At 70.8% G+C, this 17,313-nt stretch carries 14 protein-coding genes and 3 pseudogenes; 12 read left to right on the top strand and 5 right to left on the bottom strand.

Translation table 11 applies throughout. The features are described from left to right. The first annotated feature begins 390 nt into the window (after positions 1-390). The 9 genes and pseudogenes from P8T65_RS05140 to P8T65_RS05100 all read left to right on the top strand — a co-directional run. Complete coding sequence (locus P8T65_RS05140; RefSeq protein WP_316731484.1) at positions 391-1,470, top strand: TerC family protein; 1,080 nt, start codon at positions 391-393, stop codon at positions 1,468-1,470. 773 nt (positions 1,471-2,243) lie between these two features. After that, positions 2,244-2,450: a DUF2180 family protein gene (locus P8T65_RS05135; protein WP_316724197.1), complete on the top strand. Its 207-nt coding sequence runs from the start codon at positions 2,244-2,246 to the stop codon at positions 2,448-2,450. Between the two features lie 77 nt (positions 2,451-2,527). Further along, the gene (locus tag P8T65_RS05130; protein ID WP_316724196.1) at positions 2,528-4,477 is read left to right on the top strand and encodes an NAD-binding protein; all 1,950 of its coding nucleotides are present in this window, start codon (positions 2,528-2,530) and stop codon (positions 4,475-4,477) included. Between the two features lie 206 nt (positions 4,478-4,683). Continuing rightward, on the top strand, positions 4,684-5,199 hold the full coding sequence (locus P8T65_RS05125) for a hypothetical protein (RefSeq protein WP_316724195.1): 516 nt from the start codon (positions 4,684-4,686) through the stop codon (positions 5,197-5,199). A gap of 119 nt (positions 5,200-5,318) precedes the next feature. Beyond that, positions 5,319-6,752 (top strand): SPFH domain-containing protein, encoded by a 1,434-nt coding sequence (locus P8T65_RS05120; RefSeq protein ID WP_316724194.1) that lies wholly within the window; start codon positions 5,319-5,321, stop codon positions 6,750-6,752. Positions 6,753-6,896: 144 nt separating this feature from the next. Further along, positions 6,897-7,250 carry a hypothetical protein gene (locus P8T65_RS05115; protein ID WP_316724193.1) on the top strand — a complete coding sequence of 118 codons (354 nt, stop codon included), beginning with the start codon at positions 6,897-6,899 and terminating at the stop codon, positions 7,248-7,250. Between the two features lie 436 nt (positions 7,251-7,686). Next, positions 7,687-8,565 carry a hypothetical protein gene (locus tag P8T65_RS05110; RefSeq protein ID WP_316724192.1) on the top strand — a complete coding sequence of 293 codons (879 nt, stop codon included), beginning with the start codon at positions 7,687-7,689 and terminating at the stop codon, positions 8,563-8,565. A 21-nt stretch (positions 8,566-8,586) separates the two neighbouring features. Next, entirely contained in the window at positions 8,587-8,883 is a 297-nt protein-coding gene (locus P8T65_RS47190; protein ID WP_399098356.1) for a hypothetical protein, read from the top strand. Next, positions 8,801-9,055: pseudogene (locus P8T65_RS05100) on the top strand (FG-GAP repeat protein); the annotation flags it as partial. The gene P8T65_RS47190 and the pseudogene P8T65_RS05100, both read left to right, overlap by 83 nt. A 54-nt stretch (positions 9,056-9,109) precedes the next feature. Here the strand turns inward: P8T65_RS05100 and P8T65_RS05095 are convergent. Beyond that, positions 9,110-9,514: pseudogene (locus tag P8T65_RS05095) on the bottom strand (thiamine pyrophosphate-dependent enzyme); the annotation flags it as partial. 282 nt (positions 9,515-9,796) lie between these two features. Between P8T65_RS05095 and P8T65_RS05090 the strand changes: the two are divergent. Together P8T65_RS05090 and P8T65_RS05085 are read left to right on the top strand one after the other, a co-directional pair. After that, positions 9,797-10,468: a response regulator transcription factor gene (locus P8T65_RS05090; RefSeq protein ID WP_316724191.1), complete on the top strand. Its 672-nt coding sequence runs from the start codon at positions 9,797-9,799 to the stop codon at positions 10,466-10,468. Next, the gene (locus tag P8T65_RS05085) at positions 10,465-11,574 is read left to right on the top strand and encodes a histidine kinase (protein ID WP_184902514.1); all 1,110 of its coding nucleotides are present in this window, start codon (positions 10,465-10,467) and stop codon (positions 11,572-11,574) included. Before P8T65_RS05090 ends, P8T65_RS05085 begins: the two co-directional genes overlap by 4 nt. A 504-nt stretch (positions 11,575-12,078) precedes the next feature. On the opposite strand, the pseudogene P8T65_RS05080 reads toward P8T65_RS05085, so the two are convergent. After that, positions 12,079-13,874: pseudogene (locus P8T65_RS05080) on the bottom strand (ABC transporter ATP-binding protein). 76 nt (positions 13,875-13,950) lie between these two features. Continuing rightward, positions 13,951-14,166 (bottom strand): hypothetical protein, encoded by a 216-nt coding sequence (locus tag P8T65_RS05075; RefSeq protein WP_316724190.1) that lies wholly within the window; start codon positions 14,164-14,166, stop codon positions 13,951-13,953. A gap of 213 nt (positions 14,167-14,379) precedes the next feature. Between P8T65_RS05075 and P8T65_RS05070 the strand changes: the two genes are divergently transcribed. Further along, complete coding sequence (locus P8T65_RS05070; protein WP_316724189.1) at positions 14,380-15,648, top strand: DUF418 domain-containing protein; 1,269 nt, start codon at positions 14,380-14,382, stop codon at positions 15,646-15,648. 466 nt (positions 15,649-16,114) lie between these two features. On the opposite strand, the gene P8T65_RS05065 is transcribed toward P8T65_RS05070, so the two are convergent. Continuing rightward, positions 16,115-16,807: an SIMPL domain-containing protein gene (locus P8T65_RS05065; protein ID WP_316724188.1), complete on the bottom strand. Its 693-nt coding sequence runs from the start codon at positions 16,805-16,807 to the stop codon at positions 16,115-16,117. 4 nt (positions 16,808-16,811) lie between these two features. Continuing rightward, positions 16,812-17,255, bottom strand: coding sequence for a hypothetical protein (locus tag P8T65_RS05060; RefSeq protein ID WP_316724187.1), 444 nt, complete (start codon positions 17,253-17,255; stop codon positions 16,812-16,814). Positions 17,256-17,313: the final 58 nt, after the last annotated feature.

Raw genomic sequence — 17,313 nt, 5'->3', positions numbered from 1 at the left:
GTGGCCATGCAGCCGACCTCGGTGACGCGGGCGGCAGAGGGCACCGATCCCGCTCGGCGTGTTCCCCGACCTTGGCCACTCGCCGTCCCGCACTGCGCCCCCCTGGCCGGCCACGGCGCTCTCTCGGTAAGAACTGACCGAGTTCCACTTGCTGACCGACAAGCGCCGACTGACCGAGCGCGTCTCCCCCGCACGGCGAGAGGCAGGCAACCAAACACACACGTCGGCCGCCACGGTAACCGGGGCACTTCAGGCCGGCCCGTTGTGGCACAGGTGCTTCGGCCGGTCACCGGGCGGACGGCGCGGCCTCTGGGTAGCTCTCCGCGGTGAGATGCCACAAACTCAGTAGGAGGGCCTGCGTCGGTGCAGGCCACGGAGAGGGTGACCGGCGTGCTGGAGGTCCCGCTCTGGCTTTGGGTGGTGTTCGCCGCGACGGTGGTGGTGTCGCTGGCGGTGGATCTGCTGGCCCATCGTGCCGCGCACGTCATCGGCTTCAAGGAGGCGGCCTCCTGGAGTGCACTATGGGTGGGCCTCGCTCTCGTCTTCGGCGGTCTCGTCTTCCTGGTCCTCGGTACGACGGCCGGCACCGAGTACACCACCGCGTGGCTGCTGGAGAAGAGTCTGTCGGTCGACAATCTTTTCGTCTTCGCCGTGATCTTCGCCTACTTTCGCGTGCCCCGCGCCTACCAGCACCGTGTCCTGTTCTTCGGCGTGATGGGCGCCCTGGTCTTCCGCGGGATCTTCCTCACCCTCGGCGTGGCCGTCGTCAGCCGCTTCACCGCGGTGCTGTTCGCCTTCGCCGCGGTGCTCTTCTACAGCACCTACAAACTCCTCAAGGGCGACGAGGAGGGCTTCGACCCCGGCAAGAGCTTCACGCTGCGGGTGCTGCGCAAGGTCATCCCGGTTCGGGACGAGTACGCGGGCATGAGGTTCACCGTCAAGGAGGCCGGGAAGCGCGTGGCCACCCCGCTGCTCGCGGTCGTGGCCGCCATCGAGGCGGCCGACCTGGTGTTCGCGGTCGACAGCGTGCCCGCAGTTCTCGCAGTGAGCGACGACCTCTTCATCGTCTACACCAGCAACGCGTTCGCCATTCTGGGTCTGCGCGCCTTGTATTTCCTGCTCGCGGGGCTGCTCGACCGTTTCCACTACCTGAACATGGGCCTGGCGGTGATCCTCGGCTTCATCGGCGTCAAGCTGGTCTTTCAGGCGGCTCACAAGACGATCAGTCCCAGCGTCCCGGAGATCCCTTCGCCGATCAGCCTCGCGGTCGTCGTCGTTGTGTTGGCCGGATCCGTCGTTCTCAGCCTGCTACGGCCCGCCGCGCCCTCTCAGGCTCCTGAAGCGCAGGCGGACGCGGCGACACCGTCGGACACGGCTGCCGATGACCCGGGGCCGACCGGTTCTCGGCATGGGGAAGCGGATCGGCCTGTCCGCCCGGAAGGGTCCGCAGGGCGCGCGGACGATGGCTGAGTACGCGGCCGGTCTGCTTTCTGTGACCAGGCGCTCTATGGTTAAAGGATGAGTAAAACCGAGCATGAGACTGGCCCTCAGAGGATGCCGGTGTGCCCGGCCTGTCGGCAGCCCCTGAACATGACCGTCACGAGACGGCACAAGACCTTGGGAGTGTTCGTCCCCGTGTGGGGCCCGGCCCCCTGCCACAACCCCCACTGTTCCGAGTACATGGCGGAGCCGGAGCCCGGCGACCACCCGCGGAGGCGTTGACAGCCACGCACCCGCCACCGGGTCACAGGCCCCCGTGCGGGCTGCCCTCCTCGCGGCACTCGCCGGCCATGTCCAGATGCGGAAGAGCGCAGGCAACACTGCACGCGCTCACGACCGCCGGTGTGCCGCTCACCCTCATCGGCGCGGTGATGTGGGTGCTTCCAGGCCCCGGCCCCCGCTCTTCTGACCGGGGCGATCTGCCTGGCGGCTGTGTGCGTTGCGCGACTGACCGGATTCGGTGGCTTCGCCGACGGAGTCCCCACCGTCCAGGTGGTCCACGAGTCAGCAGATACGCAGGCATGTGCTCTCAGCTTCTCGCGTCCCGTCGGGTGAGTCAGGAAGTCGAAGTGGATGGCCCACGGGCAGGACGCGCGTGGGCGGGGGCTGCGAGAAACGAGGCATTTCGCCCGCCTCGCCGTCGGCCGAGGCGCCTGGTGAGGTGTTTGGGTCGCGGCCGCGAGGGGACCTGGGGAGCGGAGCCGGGGACGTGTGACGCGGGTTTCGGCTGAAGGGCTCTGGTCATGAACTGTTACGAGTGTGCTCAGCAAGGCCGTACGGCGGCCGCCGTCGCTGTGTGCTGCGTGTGCGGAGCGGCTGTGTGCGCCGATCACGTGCGTTCCGAGAGCCAGGTGCTGCGCGGGCCTGCCAGTCCCGGGAAAGTGACGCACGACCGGGCAGCCCGTCAGCTGACCTGTCCGGTGTGCCGGGCGGCGGAGCAATCCGTGTGAGGGCCCGGTCCCATCGCCCTCCTCACCTCGAACGCGGGCATGGAAACTGCTGCCGGGCTGCGGCAAAATGATCTTTCATGTCTTCCCTCCCGCGCCAACTGCGGCCCCGCAGCGGGCACATGATCGTCTGCGGTGATGACGGACTGGCTCACCGGCTGTCCGGCGAACTGCGCGAGGTCTACCGCGAGCAGGTCACGCTCGTCGCTCCCGCCCACGCCGGTGTTGCTCCGGGCGCGTCGCCCACCGGCCGGGAACGGGCCACGGCGCTCTTCGGGCGGGTGTCCTGGGCGATGACGTGGGCCGCGGGCACCGGGCCGGACGCCGCCGAGGACGTGCAGAGGCTTGAGGCGTCGGAGCTCACCGACGAGGTGCTGGCCGCGGCCGGTGTGGCAGGAGCCGTCGCGGTCGCCCTGGTGCACGAGGACGATGAGGTGAACATCCGCGCGGCCTTGATCGCCCGGCGGCTCAACCCGCAGGTGCGGCTGGTGATCCGGCTCTACAACCGCAAGCTCGGCCAGCAGCTGGAGGAGCTGTTGGACCAGGCCGCCGTGGTCGCCTCGCCGGGGCTGGACCCGGTGGCTCTGGACACCTCCACCACCGTCCTGTCCGACGCGGACACCGCTGCACCGGCACTGGCCGCCACCGCCGTCGCGGGCACCAGCAAGGTCGTCCAGGCGGACGGGCTGCTGCTGCGCGCGGTGGAACGCACTCCACCGCGCCGCGGTGAGGTCGCCGACCCCGGCCTGTGCACCTTGGCTGTGCTGTCGGCGACCGCCAACGACCCTGCGGGGGCGGAGGGTTCCGATCGCAGCGGGACCGAGGCTCCCCGGCTCCTGCCGGACGAGGAGGCGGTGACCGCGGCGACCGGGCACGGCACGGTGGTGCTGGAAGCGGTTTCGTACAGCGGACCGGTACTGCCCGCCGGTCGTCTGGCCGGCCGGGGTCCCTCACTCGGACAGTTGTTCTCGCGCCGGCTGCGCTGGTCGCTGTTCGGCCTGATCGCCTGCGTCCTCGGACTCGCCGTCGCCTCCTGGCTGACCACCGATGACGATCTCGTGCACGCCACCTACCTCACCCTTCTGGACCTGTTCGCCATCGACGACCCGGCGCTGGGTGAGCCGCTGAGCCGCCAGATCATCCAACTTCTGTCCGGCTTGGCCGGGTTGTTGCTGCTGCCGGTGATGACCGCGGCCGTGCTGGAGGGCCTGGGCACCTTCCGTGGCGCGTCCGCCCTACGCCGCCCACCGCGCGGTCTGGCCGGGCATGTCGTCCTGTTGGGCCTCGGCAAGATCGGGACCCGTGTGCTGGCCCGGCTGAAGGAACTCGACATCCCGGTCGTCTGCGTGGAATCGGACCCCGAGGCGCGCGGCATCCCGCTCGCCCGCCGCCTGCGCATCCCCACCGTCATCGGAGACGTCACCGAGGAGGGCGTCCTGGAGTCCGCCAAGGTCCACCGCGCGCACGCCCTGCTCGCCCTGACCAGCTCCGACACCATCAACCTCGAAGCCGCCCTGTATGCCCGCTCCGTCAAGTCCGACCTGCGGGTCGCGCTGCGGCTGTACGACGACGACTTCGCCACCGCCGTCTACCGCACCCTGCGGGCCGCCCACCCGCAAGCCCTCACCCGCAGCCGCAGCGTCTCCAGCCTCGCGGCCCCCGCGTTCGCCGGTGCGATGATGGGCCGCCAGATCCTCGGCGCCATCCCCGTCGAACGCAAGGTGCTGCTGTTCGCCGCCCTCGTCGTCGCCGGGCACCCGCAGCTGGAGGGCCGCACGGTCGCCGGAGCCTTCCGTCCTGGTGCCTGGCGCGTCCTGGCCCTGGACGCCGCCGCTCCCGCCGACCGGCGCCCCGACCTTGCCGCGGCACATCCGGCCGACGGCGACGACAGGCCTCCCGGGTTGGTCTGGGAACTGCACCCCGGATATGTCCTGCGGCCCGAGGACCGTGTCGTCCTGGCGGCCACCCGGCAGGGTCTGGCCGAGCTCCTCGGCCGCCATCCCCGGTCGGCCGATCCCGCCGCACCCTAGAAACCGGTCGCCCCACACCGCCGACCCGCTCCCGTGAGCCGAGCGCCCTGACCCCGGGGCAACTATCGCGCCGCGCGAGGGCGGTGCGTGGCACCGGCATCAAGGGAGCGTAAAAATTGCCGGAACCTGGCAGTGTTTTGCCGTCGCCTGTATGTGAGGATGCGGTCGCCGGCGCGTTGACAGTGGGGGAGAGGCGGTGAGCGCGGATGACCTGGTTTCTGGGTCTCGGCATCGCAGGAGTCGTACTCCTCGTCCTGTCCCTCGTTTTCGACGGTGTCCTTGAGGGCCTCTTCGGCGGCGTCGACGCGATGGACGGCATCTTCGACGGCTGGTTGTCGCTCCCGGTCATCGCCGGTTTTGTATCCATGCTCGGCTTCTCCGGCGCGATCGTCATGGGCGCCACCGGACTCGGCGCCGTCGGTGCCACCGCGATCGGCGTGCCCGCCGGGGTCGCCACGGGCTGGCTCGCGTACCGCCTCAGCCGCGCACTGCTGAACGACCGGGCCGGTGCCGCACCGCGCGACGACGACCTGATCGGTGCGGCGGGCTCCGTGGTGACGGCCATTCCGGCGGGCGGCTACGGCGAGGTGCTGGTCCACCGGGCCGGGCAACCGGTGAAGCTCGCGGCCAAGAGTCCGGCCCCGGTGGCGCGAGGCGCCGAGATCTGGGTGGAGGAGGCGCTGTCGCAGACGGCGGTCTCCGTACGCCCGGTCGAACGCTGACCCACCGCCCCGCGCCGCACACCGGGCACCGAAACAGCCGAGACATCGGCGCGCTTGCATCCACCACATGAACCCATATCGATCTGCCGTCCCCTGGGAGGGCTGAGGGGAAAGACATCATGAGTCAAGTAGTCATCGCCGTGACAGGAGTCGTCGTACTCCTTGTCCTGCTCGGCCTCGTCGTGGTCACCCGCTACAAGGTGGCGGGTCCCAGCGAGGCATTCATCGTCACCGGGCGACGTGGCAAGCAGTCCACCGATCCGGAGACCGGGCGGGTGTTCACCGACAACAGCGGGCAGAAGGTCGTGGTCGGCGGCGGGGTGTTCGTCGTGCCGTTCGTGCAGCAGAAGTTCACCCTCGACCTGTCCTCCCGGCACATCCCGATCGCGGTCCGGGGCGCGGTCACGCTGCGGGGTGTCAAGGCGCACCTGGAGGGTGTCGCCATCGTCAAGGTGGGCGGGACCGAGGACTCGATCAGGGCTGCCGCGCAGCGGTTCTTGATGCAGCAGGACGGCATCGTCGGCTTCACGCAGGAGGTGCTCTCGGGCGCGTTGCGGGCCATAGTGGGCCGGATGTCGGTGGAGGACATCATCCGCGACCGGGCGGCGTTCGCCGGTCAGGTCGCGGAGGAGGCGGAGGCCAGCCTGTCGGGGCAGGGCCTGGTCCTGGACGCCTTCCAGATCCAGGACATCTCCACCGAGGGCTCCTATCTGGAGGACCTGGGCCGTCCGGAGGCCGCGCGGGCCAAGCAGGAGGCGGACATCGCCGAGGCCGTCGCCCGCCGTGCCGCCGAGCAGGCCCGGCTGAAGGCGGAGGAGGAGATCGCGATCGCCCAGCGGACCTTCTACCTCAAGCAGGCCGAGATCAAGGCGGAGACCGACGAGGCCGCAGCCCGTGCGGCAGCCGCCGGCCCGCTGGCCGAGGCGGCCCGTCAGCAGGAGGTGCTCAGCGAGCAGGAAAAGGTCGCCGCACGTCAGTCCGCGCTGACCGACCGAGAGCTGGACACCAAGGTCCGCAAGCCCGCCGACGCCGCCCGCTATCAGGCCGAGCAGGAGGCCGAGGCGCGCCGTGTCGCGCTGGTCAAGGAGGCCGAGGCCACTGCTGAGCGGGCCCGGCTGACGGGTGAGGGCGAGAAGGCGCAGCGCGCCGCGCTCGCCGCGGCAGTACGCATCGAGGGTGAGGCGGAGGCCGCCGCCATCGGTGCGAAGGGGGCCGCCGAGGCCGAGGCGATGCAGAAGAAGGCCGACGCGTTCGCTCAGTACGGCGACGCGGCCGTTCTACAGATGCTGGTGGAGGTGCTGCCGCAGGTGGTCGCCAAGGCGTCGGAGCCGCTCAGCGCCATCGACAAGATGACGGTGATCTCCACCGACGGCGCCAGCCAGCTGTCCCGTACGGTGGCGGACAACGTGGCCCAGGGCCTCGAACTGCTCGGTTCCACCACCGGAGTCGACATCGCCGAGCTGCTGAAGGGCATCACCGGGCGTGTCGGTGGCGCCCAACCCGCGCCGACGGCGCCCGCTGAGGCCAACGGGAAGGTCGAGATCACCGGCTGACGCCGGCATCGAAGCGAGAAAGGCCCGGGCGGCCCTGCGACCAACCGCCCGGGCTTGTGCGAGAAGGCGCCGCAGCTGTCCGGAATCGCACCGGAGCATGGATTCTTCGCAGTCGGCGCGACTTTCCGTACGGGGGAACGAGTGATGTTTCTGTGGCTCTGGCTGATCGGCTGGTCGGCATTCGCTCTCCCCGTGGCCGTCGCCTCGCTCCGGGGCTGGGCGCCGAAGCGAGTCCGCAGGCGTACGAGCCCCTGGGCCATCCGCGTCCGGGGCGTCGCACTGCTGGTGATCTGGCTCGGCGGGCTGACGGGCCCGTTGCTGCGGTGGAGCGACCTGGACTCAGCGGACGCAAGTCTTCTCGCATCCGTGGTGCAGGGCGGACTCCTCGTGTTCGCGGGAGGGCTGGTGGCCGGCTCGCAGCTGGGCGAGTGGTTCTACCGGCGGGCCGTGCAAGCACAGACGGTAGACCGGACTGAAGGCGCCGGCGGACGCCTGTGACCCTGACCCTGACCCTGGTCGACGGCCTCGGCGCGATCCTGCCCACTTTGCGGGACTTCGGTATCGGCGGAGTGGAACGGTGTACGCAGTTGTCGCGGTCGTGGAGGTGAGTCGTCGCGTGTCACGCGTCAGGGAGGTTTCAGGAGCTGATACCGGCGCGCTTTTCGCAGCGTGCGGCTTTCGGGGCACTGCCGTCTGACGCAGCCTCGGGGAACCACGGCCCCTTCAGTCATATTTTCATCACGAGACGTTTTCGTTCCTTGCTCATGGCGAAACTTGCGCCAAGCAATTGTCATGGCTTGGTCGTGAGTACGGGGGCTGGATCGTGAGTTGGAGACGGGGGCGCCGCGTTGTCGGCGTGCACGGAAGACGGACGCGGACCCTGGGGTCCGCTGTGACCGCTGTGGCGGTCCTTGCGGCACTGTCCGCAGGAGCGATGCCGAGTTCTCCAGCAGTGGCGGACGAGGCGGACCACCCGCTGTCGGAGGGGCGGAGGGCGCTGGCAGAGGCCCAGGAGTCGGGCAAGCGGGTCGAGGTCGTAGGGGAGCGTTCGGAGCGTACGACGGTCTTCGCCAACCCGGACGGCTTCACCTTCACGCTTGAGGAGTCCGCAGTCCCCGTACGGGTGCCCGCGGCCGACGGAGGCTGGCAGGCGCCGGATGCCACCTTGGAGGTCCGGGCGGACGGAACGGTGGTTCCCGAGGCGGCGGCGGTGGAAATGGAGTTCTCGGGCGGCGGGGCGAAAGATCCGCTGGTGAAGATCTCCGACACCGGACGCTCGCTCCGGATCGGCTGGCCGGGCGAACTTCCCGAACCGGAGCTGGACGGGGCCAACGCGGTGTATCCGGAAGTGATTCCGGGCGTCGACCTGAGGATCACTGCGTCCGTGGAGGGCTTCCGCCACGTGCTGGTGGTCAAGTCCCCCGAGGCCGCCGCGCAGGAGGAACTCAAGGAGATCGACTACACGCTGAAGACGGCCGGCCTGAGCCTGCTCAAGGGCAAGGCGGGCAACCTCACCGCGATCGACGACGACGGCAACCGGGTCTTCCGGGCCCCGCCCGCCCAGATGTGGGACTCCGCCGGCGCGGCATCCGGCGCGCAGGCCATGTCCCTGACGGCAGCCTCGGCGGGTGCCACCGAGGACGAGGGCTCGGATCCCGCAGAGACGGGCGCGGCCTCCGTGGAGGGCGCGGAATCCGGGGCGGGGGACACCGTCACCACCATGCATGTGAAGGTCTCCGACGACGCGCTCACGATGATCCCGGACGCGGAGATGCTCTCGAGACGGGGTCTGTACGCTCACCGGTGTAATTGATGATCATGGAAGAGACATCAAGTGACTGACACCGTGACCGAGTCCGCGACCGCCGATGACCAGGCGGAACCGTCGCTGGAGAGTGCGGCGGTCGAGCAGAAGCTCATCGAGCAGCTCGTCGCGCAGGCCCGGAGCAAGGGTCTGCAGCTGACCGGCGTGGGCGGGCTGCTGCAGCAGCTGACCAAGACGGTTCTGGAGTCCGCCCTGGAGGGCGAAATCGGCCTGGCCACGGCCGCGGCACCGCGCCGGGGTACCCGGAGTCGCCGAGAACGACGACCAGTTCGGCGCGAGCAGCGCGCTGCTGGACGTCGACGGTGACGGCCACGCCGACCTCGCGGCCGGTTCCCTGGCCGAGAACAGCTGGAACGGCGCGGTCTGGGTGCTGCGCGGCACGGCGACCGGTCTCACGGCCACGTCGTCCCTCGCGTTCGGCGCCGGCGACCTCTCGGCGCCCGCCACGGGCGCCCGCTTCGGCGCGCTCCTGCGCTGAGCGAGCCGATCGGGCAACGGGGGTTCGGTGGGGCGGCCCGGTGCCGCCCCACCGTCATGTCCGGCCGGGGCGAGCCGGCTTCGGCCGAGGTGCGCGGGCCGCCTCACCGCCTTGGTCCATGCGTACGCCGGGGACGCCGAAGGACTCCGCGAGCGCCACGAAGTCCGGGCGGGACAGCTCGGTCGCCATGGACCGGCCGAAGGCGTCCGTCATGTACTCGCGCAGGATGCCGTAACCGCCGCCGTCGACGATGAGCAAGGTCACGGACGGCGGTTACGGCTTCAGGTCGTGCTGCCTGGCGGTGGCCAATTCGGCGATGGAGCACAGTGCGCCGCCGTCGCCGGAGACCGCGAGGACCGGCTGGGTGGGGTCGGCGACCGCGCCGCCGATCGCCGCCGGGAAGGCGCAGCCGGGGCCGCCCGCGACCTGCGCGGAGTGCATGGTGTTGGGGCGGCGGGCTGGGCGGCGCAAGCGGTCCCTCCACCGTGTGCGTGGGCCTACCCGAAGACGGGGTGTCGGCCGGGAGCAGCGCGGAGTCCGGGTGATGGGGCATGGCCCTCAGACTGGAGGCCGGGCCGATCACGGCCCGACCGGCAGAAGGCTGCCGTGGCCCTGCCGAGTGGTGGGTGCTACCCCGCCGTGTGGCTGGAGCTGCAGCTCAGCGGGCCGCCGGGACCGATCGGGGCTTTAGGGTCGAGTCGGCATGGGCCGGACGGTATGAACGAAGGGTAGGGGGATCGCGTGATCCGGGTAGTGGTGGTCGACGACGAGGCTCTGGTCCGCTCGGGCTTCCAGCTGATTCTGGGCGCGTCCGAGGACATCGAGGTCGTCGCGACCGCGAGTGGCGGCGAGGCGGTCGCCACGGTCAGCCGGGAGCGTCCCGACGTGGTGCTGCTGGACATCCGGATGCCGGACGTCGACGGGCTCACCGTGCTCCGAGAGCTGCGCACGATGCCGGACCCGCCGGTGGTGGCGATGCTGACCACGTTCGACGCCGACGAGTACATCCTCACCGCCCTGCACTCCGGCGCGGCCGGATTCCTGCTCAAGGACACCGAGCCCGAGCAGCTCGCCCACCTGGTGCGCACCCTGGCCGCGGGCGGTGTGGTGCTGTCCCCCAAGGCGTCGCGGACGCTGCTGCACAGCCACCCCGGCACCGGGACGGCCGTCGACGAGGAGGCCGCCCGGGTCCGGCTGCTCACCGCGCGGGAGCGCGACGTCCTCGTCCTGGTGGCGGAGGGGCTGTCGAACGCCGACATCGGGGCGCGTATTCACCTGGGGGCGGGCACGGTGAAGGACCACGTCAGCGCCATCCTGACGAAGCTTCGCGTGGCGAGCCGCGTGCAGGCCGCCCTGCTGGCGCAGCGGGCCGGGCTCCTCGACGAGCGCCTGCGGTCGGAGCTCGGCGGATGAGCCGTGCACGCGCCCTGTGGCAGCGGGTTCCCGCGCCGGTCATCGACCTCGCCCTGGTGGCCGCGGCGGCCGTGGACGTGCGGCTGAACAACTGGGAGCCCACGCGCCTCGAGGTCGCGCTGGCGGCTGTCGGGTGCACCGCGCTGGCCTTCCGGCGCCGGTTCCCGCTCGTCGTGTTCCTGCTCACCCTGCCCGTCGCGCTGATGCAGGATGTCGCCGTCGCCGTGCTCGCGGCGCTGTTCACCCTGGCCGAACGCTCCCGCAACCGCCGTCTCCTCGCCGTGTGCGTCGCCCTGGCCGCCGTCGCGAGCAGCACTCCGTGGCCCCTGGCCGAGGTCGACCGGACCATGACAGCGGTCTTCTTCGTGTACGGCCTGGCCACGGCCGCGGCACCGGTCCTCTTCGGCCAGCTTCTCCAGGCACAGCGGGACCTGGCGCGGCGGTTGGCCGAGATCGAGGAGGCAAGGGAACACGAGCGGACCCTGCACGCCCAGGCCGTCCTCGCTCGCGAACGCGCTCAGCTGGCCCGGGAGATGCACGACGTGGTCTCCCATCAGGTCAGTCTGATCGCCGTACGGGCCGGGGCGTTGCAGGTCGCCACCCGGGACGTGGACGCCAAGGAGGCCGCTCACACGATCCGTTCGCTGAGCGTCACCACGCTCGACGAACTGCGCACCATGGTCACCCTGCTGCGGGCCTCCGGCGGCGACGCCACCGAGCTGACGCCTCAGCCCACCCTTGCCGACCTGCGTAAACTCGTGGAATCGAGCGGCACTCACGTACAGCTGACGGGGGAACTGCCGCCCACGGTGAGCACACCCACCCAACGCGCCCTCTACCGCACGGTTCAGGAAGCGCTGACCAACGTCCGCAAACACGCACCTGGCGCCACGGCCAGCGTCGAATTGTGGCAGGACGGCGACGGTATCGGAGTGACCGTCACCAACACCCCGTCCACGCGTCCTTCCCTGTCCCTCCCCGGCTCCCAGCAAGGCCTCGTCGGACTGCGCGAGCGCGCCGACATCCTGCACGGCACCCTGGACGCGGGCCCGACCACGGAAGGCGGCTACCGGGTGCGGCTGCGGATCCCGCTCAGCGCGGAGTGAGTTGTTGCTCAGGGCAGGTATCCGCCGGATGCGGGGGCGCAGGCGTCAGGCCATTGCGACAAGTTGCCGCGTCACTTCAGCAGCGTGCTGACCAAGGCGACGGCCACTCCCAGGATCGCGTCGGCACAGCCGATCCTGAGAGCTCGTCCCATGTGCTGCCCGCGGCCCGGGAAGCCGGCACGCCCCAGCCCAGCAGCAGGACGGCGTTGATGCCGAAGGGGACGTACTCGATGCGTGCCGAGCGCTACCAGCCAAGGCCCGCCCCCAGCAGCAGTGCGTAACCATGGGCCAGGGCCGAGACGAGGGCGGTGAACAGGACGGCCCGTACACGCCGCCGAACAGCGCGGTCGGCTGCGCCAGCCGGCTCCACACCGCACGTCTGTGACCGATGGCGGACTCGGTGTGCATGGGGGGCCTTTCGCGGTCTTGGTCTGCGTGGGTGTGGGTGGTTGTCCGGTCTGGCGTGGGGCAGTGGCCGACCGGACTACCTCGCATGTGGTGGGGTCACCGGGCGGGGGTCAGGAGCTGGGTGGCCGCCAGTTGTGCGCACAGCGGGTCCTCGGCCACCAGCTCGTCATGGGTGCCGACGGCGCGGAACCGGCCGGCGTCCATGACGACGATCCGGTCGGCGCCGGTCACCGTCGACAGGCGGTGGGCCACCACCAGCACGGTGGTCTCCCGTGCCACCTCCGTGAGGACGTCCCGCAGCGCCGGCTCGTTGACGGCGTCGAGCTGTGAGGTTGCCTCGTCCAGGAGCAGCAGGCGGGGCCTGCGCAGCAGGGCGCGGGCGATGGCGATGCGCTGCCGCTCACCGCCCGACAGCTTCGAACCGCGGTGTCCGACCGGGGTGTCGAGGCCGTGAGGCAGGCGCTCGACCAGGGCGTCGAGCCTCGTCCGGGCCAGGACGTCACGGATGTCGTCGTCACTCGCGCCGGGCGCGCGAAGACCAGGTTCTCGCGGAGCGTGCCGGCCGGCACCGGGGCGTCCTGCTCGACATAACCGATCGTGGCCCGCAGCCGGCGCAGCGACCAGTGCCGTACGTCCTCTCCGTCGACGAGGACCCGGCCGCCGGCGACCTCGTGGAACCGCTCGATGAGCACGAACACCGTCGACCTGCCCGCACCGGAGGGCCCTACGAAGGCGGTCGTCCCGGCGCCCGGCACCTCGAAGCTGACCTGGTGGTGGACGTACGGCAGACCGGCTCGGTGGTGGCAGGACACCTCCTCGAAGCGGACCGACGCCGGGCCCGGCACCGCCGCCTCCTGGCGGGGCGGGGTGTCCTGCCGCCCGATGACCGGCTCCGTCGCCAGACGTTCCACTGCCGCGATCCGGGAGAGGGCGGCCGACCCCTCCTGGTAGGAGGACGCGGCGTCGACCAGCCGGGACACCGGCTCCATCAGATGGAAGAGGTACAGCAGGAAGGCGATGAGGGCGGAGACCGGGATCTGCCCGGACGCCACGCGCGCCCCGCCGACGGCGAGCACCGCGAGGAAGGCCAGCTGTACGGCGAGTTCGTCGGCCGAGCCCGCCGCGGCCTCCCACTTCGCGCTCTTCACACCGTGCCGCCAGGCCCGCCGCGCCGCCGCCTCCACCCGCGCGGTCTCCCGGCCCTCGGCGCCGGACGCCTTCACCGTACGGAACGCCCCGAAGGCCCGCTCCAGCGCGACGGAGATCTCCCCGACCGCCTGCTGCGACCGTTCGGTGGCCCGGGCGATCCTCGGCATCACCAGCGCGACGGCCCCGCCGACCAGCACGGCCACACCGAGCGTCACACCCAGCAGCACCGCGTCCAGGAACGCCATCATCACGATCGCCGCGACGAACGCGACCGCGCCCGTGGCCGCGGAGACGACCGCCTACGTGCTGACCGCCCGCAGCAGCGTCGTGTCCGAGGTGACGCGGGACATCAGATCACCCGGCGGGATCCGCTCGAACTCCGCGATCCGCAGCCGCAACAGCCGCCCCACCACGGTGCGTCGAGCGGCCAGGACCACCGACTCCGCCGTCCGCCCCAGCACGTATGCGCCGAACGCCTCGACCGCCGTGCCCACCACCGCGAGCACGGTGAGCCCGATCAGGATCCCGGTGATCGTCCCACCAGAGGCCATCCGGTCCACCAACGCCTTCGTGGCCAGCGGCTGCAACAGCGCCCCCGCGGCCCCCACCAGGGCACACAGCAGGCCGAGGGCGACGGCCCACCGATGGGGCCGGACATACGCGTACAGCGCCCTGACCGTCTCCCGGGCGGACAGGGACGTCTCGGGGGACTCCTCCGTCGTCGGAGCGGATGCGGTGTTCAAGCATTCCTTCCTTCTGCGGTCCGCCCGGCACCCGCATGGACGGTGCCGGGCGGACCGGGCGTGATGGTGTGCCGGCTCAGCGGACGAGTCCGGCTGTGCTCGAGGAAAGGGCGCGCACCAACGCTTCCGCTGCCTCAGGGCGTACGACGACCAGGACGAGGGCGCCCGCAGCCAGCACCAGGCCGAGGAACTCCAGGAAATCGCCCCTGCGAGGGACCACGTCATGCCCCGGTTCGTCGGCTGGTGAGGCGAGGGAGGTGCCGAGCTCCTTGTGCCGCGCACGGTGTGTCATGCCTCCACCCTGGAAGCCCGGCCGCCTCGCACCCATCCGGCAACCGTCTTGTCCACCCCCGCCGAGTGGCTGGACAAGACCACCGCCCGGTCGCATCGGACCGGGTCGGGGATGGGTTCCGCCGGTCGGCAGGGCGGTACCCGCCGGTCGGCGGGGGCGATACCGAAGCCTGCCGGATGGCCCGCCCCCTGAGCTCCCCGCGAGGTTTGCCGTATGACACAGACACAGCCGCCGCAGGAGACGTCAGCTCTCCCGGAGAACTCACCTCCGCCGCCCCGAACCTCCTCCGAGTCCGCCGTGCCGGCCTCGGCCGGTCCCTCGATGGGACGCCTCGTCGGGGTGGACCTGGCCCGCGCGCTGGCGGTGTTCGGCATGTACATCGTGCACATCGGCCCCCCGCTGTCCGCCACGACCGGCGTGGCGAGCTGGATCCGCTACCTGGCGGACGGCCACTCGTCGGTCCTGTTCGCCACTCTCGCCGGGTTCTCGCTGATGCTGATCGCCGGCCGCCGCGAGCCGAAGACGGGCCTGGCGGGCCGCCAGGCGAAGGCCCGGATCGCGATCCGGGCCGTGGTCCTGCTGGCACTGGGCACCGTGCTGGCGATGGAGTACGGGGGAGTGATCATCCTCGGCTTCTACGGGGTCTACTTCCTCCTGGCCCTGCCCCTGGTGCGACTGCGTGCCAGGACCCTCGCGATCATCGCGGCCGCGTGCGCCCTCGTCACACCGCAGTTGGCGTTCCTGCTGAACTCGCTGTTGACGTCCTCGGTCCAGGAGAGCATCAACGCCTACGACCCGCTCCGCCGCCTCAGCGAGGTGGGAGTGCTCGACCTGCTGCTCACCGGCTTCTACCCGGCGCTCACCTGGATGTCGTTCGTGATCGCGGGCATGGCCCTGGGCCGCCTCGACCTGTCCTCCCGCGCCGTCCAGAAGCGCCTTGCCGCGCTCGGCGCCTCCTTGACCGTGGCCGCGTACGGCATGTCCCTGCTGCTCGCCGGATCGGGCGCGTTGAGGAGCATGGCGGAAGACGGGTCGTCGTCCGGCAGCTCCGGTTCGATGCCTCCCCCCGGCGGTTCGATGCCCCCGGACGGGGGGTCGTTCCCCGATATGCCGGCGTCGTCGCTCCTGGCGGCCGGGCCGCACAGCGGGACGACGTTCGACATCATCGGCAGCGTGGGCGTCGCGATCCTCGTGATCGTGGGCGCGACCGTGCTGATGGACCGCCTGCCTCGACTGCGCCGCCTGGCGAAGCCGGTCATCGCCGTGGGCACCATGTCCCTGACCGCCTACGTCGGCCACTTCCTCGGCCAGTCCGCGCTGTCCGTGCCCGCCGGGACCGGCTCCCAGCAGTCATGGGTGCCGCTGATCATGTTCGTCCTCGGGGCGATCGTGTTCGCCGCGATCTGGTCCCGCTTCTTCCGCCGAGGCCCCCTGGAATACCTCCTCAACGCCGCCACCAAGCCGGCGAAGCACATCCGATGAGACCCGGCCGGGGTGGGACGCCCCCTCGCTCCACCCCGGCACCGAGATGCCCGGACGCCTTCTCATCTCCACCAGCACCGACGGCACGAACTGCACCCAGGTAGCCTCCGGCACCTGGGCCGGCAACCAGACCCTCACGGTGGCCGAATGGCCCGCCCTGGCCATCGGCTTCGTGCGGCACAGCGGCAAGGCCGCCGACGTGGAGCACGGGGGCACGGCGAACCGCACCAACTGCTCAGGTAAAGGGCTCGAGGGCCTGTACACGGCAACAAAGGCAGGAAGGGCTGACGCCATGAAGTCCGCGGCCGCCGCCGTACCCGGGTGGTTCACCGCGATGCCGTGCCGGTCGTACGGGACGTACGGTGCTTGCCCATTTCGACCATCTGACCGGGGGCGTGAGTGCTTCCCGCGTGGCCTTGTACAGTGCGGGCCCTCTTGTGTGCGCAGGAGAGCGGAGCGCCTTCGGTCACAGTCGCGGTGGGGTCATGACGAAATGGGCTTCGACTTGGGCGGTGACGATCTGTCGTGCGGGCTGCAGGTGTATGGCGTCTGGCGGTTCGGCTCCGTCGAGGCCCTCGGTGCCGACAGCGCCGTACGGGCCGTGATCGGCTGACACCGGGGCGTTGAGGCTGCTGTCGGAGAGTTCGACGAGGGCGACAAGTGTGGCGTCCAGGGCTTCGGCGTATGCGCGGGCGCGGCGGACGGCGTCGTGGACGGCGGTGCGATGTGCTGCGCGGTGGACGGGGGAGTCGGGGCGCAGGGCCCACCAGGGACCGTCGACGCTGGTGAGGTCGAGCTCGGCGAGGCGGGTGGTGAGTTCGCCGAGGGCGGTGAAGTCGGTGAGTTCGGCGGTGATGCGGACGTGGCCCTGGTAGGCGCGGACGCGTTCGAGGCGGCCGCGTTCGGTGAGTTGGGGACTGACGGAGAGCGTGCCGGTCTCCAGGCGTTCGACAACGTCGCCGTAGTTTCTGACGAGGTCGAGGGCGGCGGTGCTCCGGTGGGTGAGGTCGCTGAGGGTGCCGCCTCGATCGGTGCCGCGGGCGGTGACGGTGATGCCGATACGGGCGAGGTCGGGGTCGACTTCGAGGTGGGCTTCGCCGCGGACGGCCACACGGGGTGCGGTGGGGGTGCCGTAGGGGCGGGACGGTTGTCCGGTCATGTTGTCAGCAGGTCCCGCCGCCGCCGCTGACGAGGCGGAGGGTGACGGACGGGCCGGCCGACGGTGTCCCGTGGAGCGTTGTCTCCCAGGTCCGGCCGAGCGGATCCCCGCCGAGCAGGGTCGCGATGCTCGGGTAGTACGCGTGGCCCATGTTGCTCACGCTGCTGGACCACCTGAGGAGGAGTTCGTCGTCGAACGCCGCGTGCATGGAGGAGAACCGCTCGAGGGTGATCCTGGCGGTGAACTTTCCGACAAGAGGATTGGCCTTGGTGCGGTTGAGCGGGGCGAAGCAGGAGCCCTTGGCGCTTCGGACGGCCCTGGTCGCGTTGGTGATCTTGCCGGTCAGTTCCCCGTCTACCGGTGACTTGGCGAATGCGATGCGGATGGGGAGGGTCGCGTCGGAGGCGTAGTCACCCTGTCGGGTGCGGACACCGATGGTGCCCTCCATGGCCCGGCCCGCGAAGGCGGCACGAAGGACGGCGTTCTCCTCGATGTCCGCGACCGGT

It is taken from the genome of Streptomyces sp. 11x1 (assembly GCF_032598905.1).
In the GTDB taxonomy this organism is placed as follows: Bacteria; Actinomycetota; Actinomycetes; order Streptomycetales; family Streptomycetaceae; genus Streptomyces.
The sequence above is the reverse complement of the archived record's forward strand: the minus strand, read 5'-3'. Positions and strand labels throughout refer to the sequence as shown.

Coding starts and splice junctions, on each gene's coding strand:
- P8T65_RS05135 (WP_316724197.1), top strand. CDS start 2,244: ATGAACTGTTACGAGTGTGCTCAGCAAGGCCGTACGGCGGCCGCCGTC.
- P8T65_RS05130 (WP_316724196.1), top strand. CDS start 2,528: ATGTCTTCCCTCCCGCGCCAACTGCGGCCCCGCAGCGGGCACATGATC.
- P8T65_RS05125 (WP_316724195.1), top strand. CDS start 4,684: ATGACCTGGTTTCTGGGTCTCGGCATCGCAGGAGTCGTACTCCTCGTC.
- P8T65_RS05120 (WP_316724194.1), top strand. CDS start 5,319: ATGAGTCAAGTAGTCATCGCCGTGACAGGAGTCGTCGTACTCCTTGTC.
- P8T65_RS05115 (WP_316724193.1), top strand. CDS start 6,897: ATGTTTCTGTGGCTCTGGCTGATCGGCTGGTCGGCATTCGCTCTCCCC.
- P8T65_RS05110 (WP_316724192.1), top strand. CDS start 7,687: ATGCCGAGTTCTCCAGCAGTGGCGGACGAGGCGGACCACCCGCTGTCG.
- P8T65_RS05085 (WP_184902514.1), top strand. CDS start 10,465: ATGAGCCGTGCACGCGCCCTGTGGCAGCGGGTTCCCGCGCCGGTCATC.
- P8T65_RS05075 (WP_316724190.1), bottom strand. CDS start 14,166: ATGACACACCGTGCGCGGCACAAGGAGCTCGGCACCTCCCTCGCCTCA.
- P8T65_RS05070 (WP_316724189.1), top strand. CDS start 14,380: ATGACACAGACACAGCCGCCGCAGGAGACGTCAGCTCTCCCGGAGAAC.
- P8T65_RS05065 (WP_316724188.1), bottom strand. CDS start 16,807: ATGACCGGACAACCGTCCCGCCCCTACGGCACCCCCACCGCACCCCGT.
- P8T65_RS05060 (WP_316724187.1), bottom strand. CDS start 17,255: ATGGAGGGCACCATCGGTGTCCGCACCCGACAGGGTGACTACGCCTCC.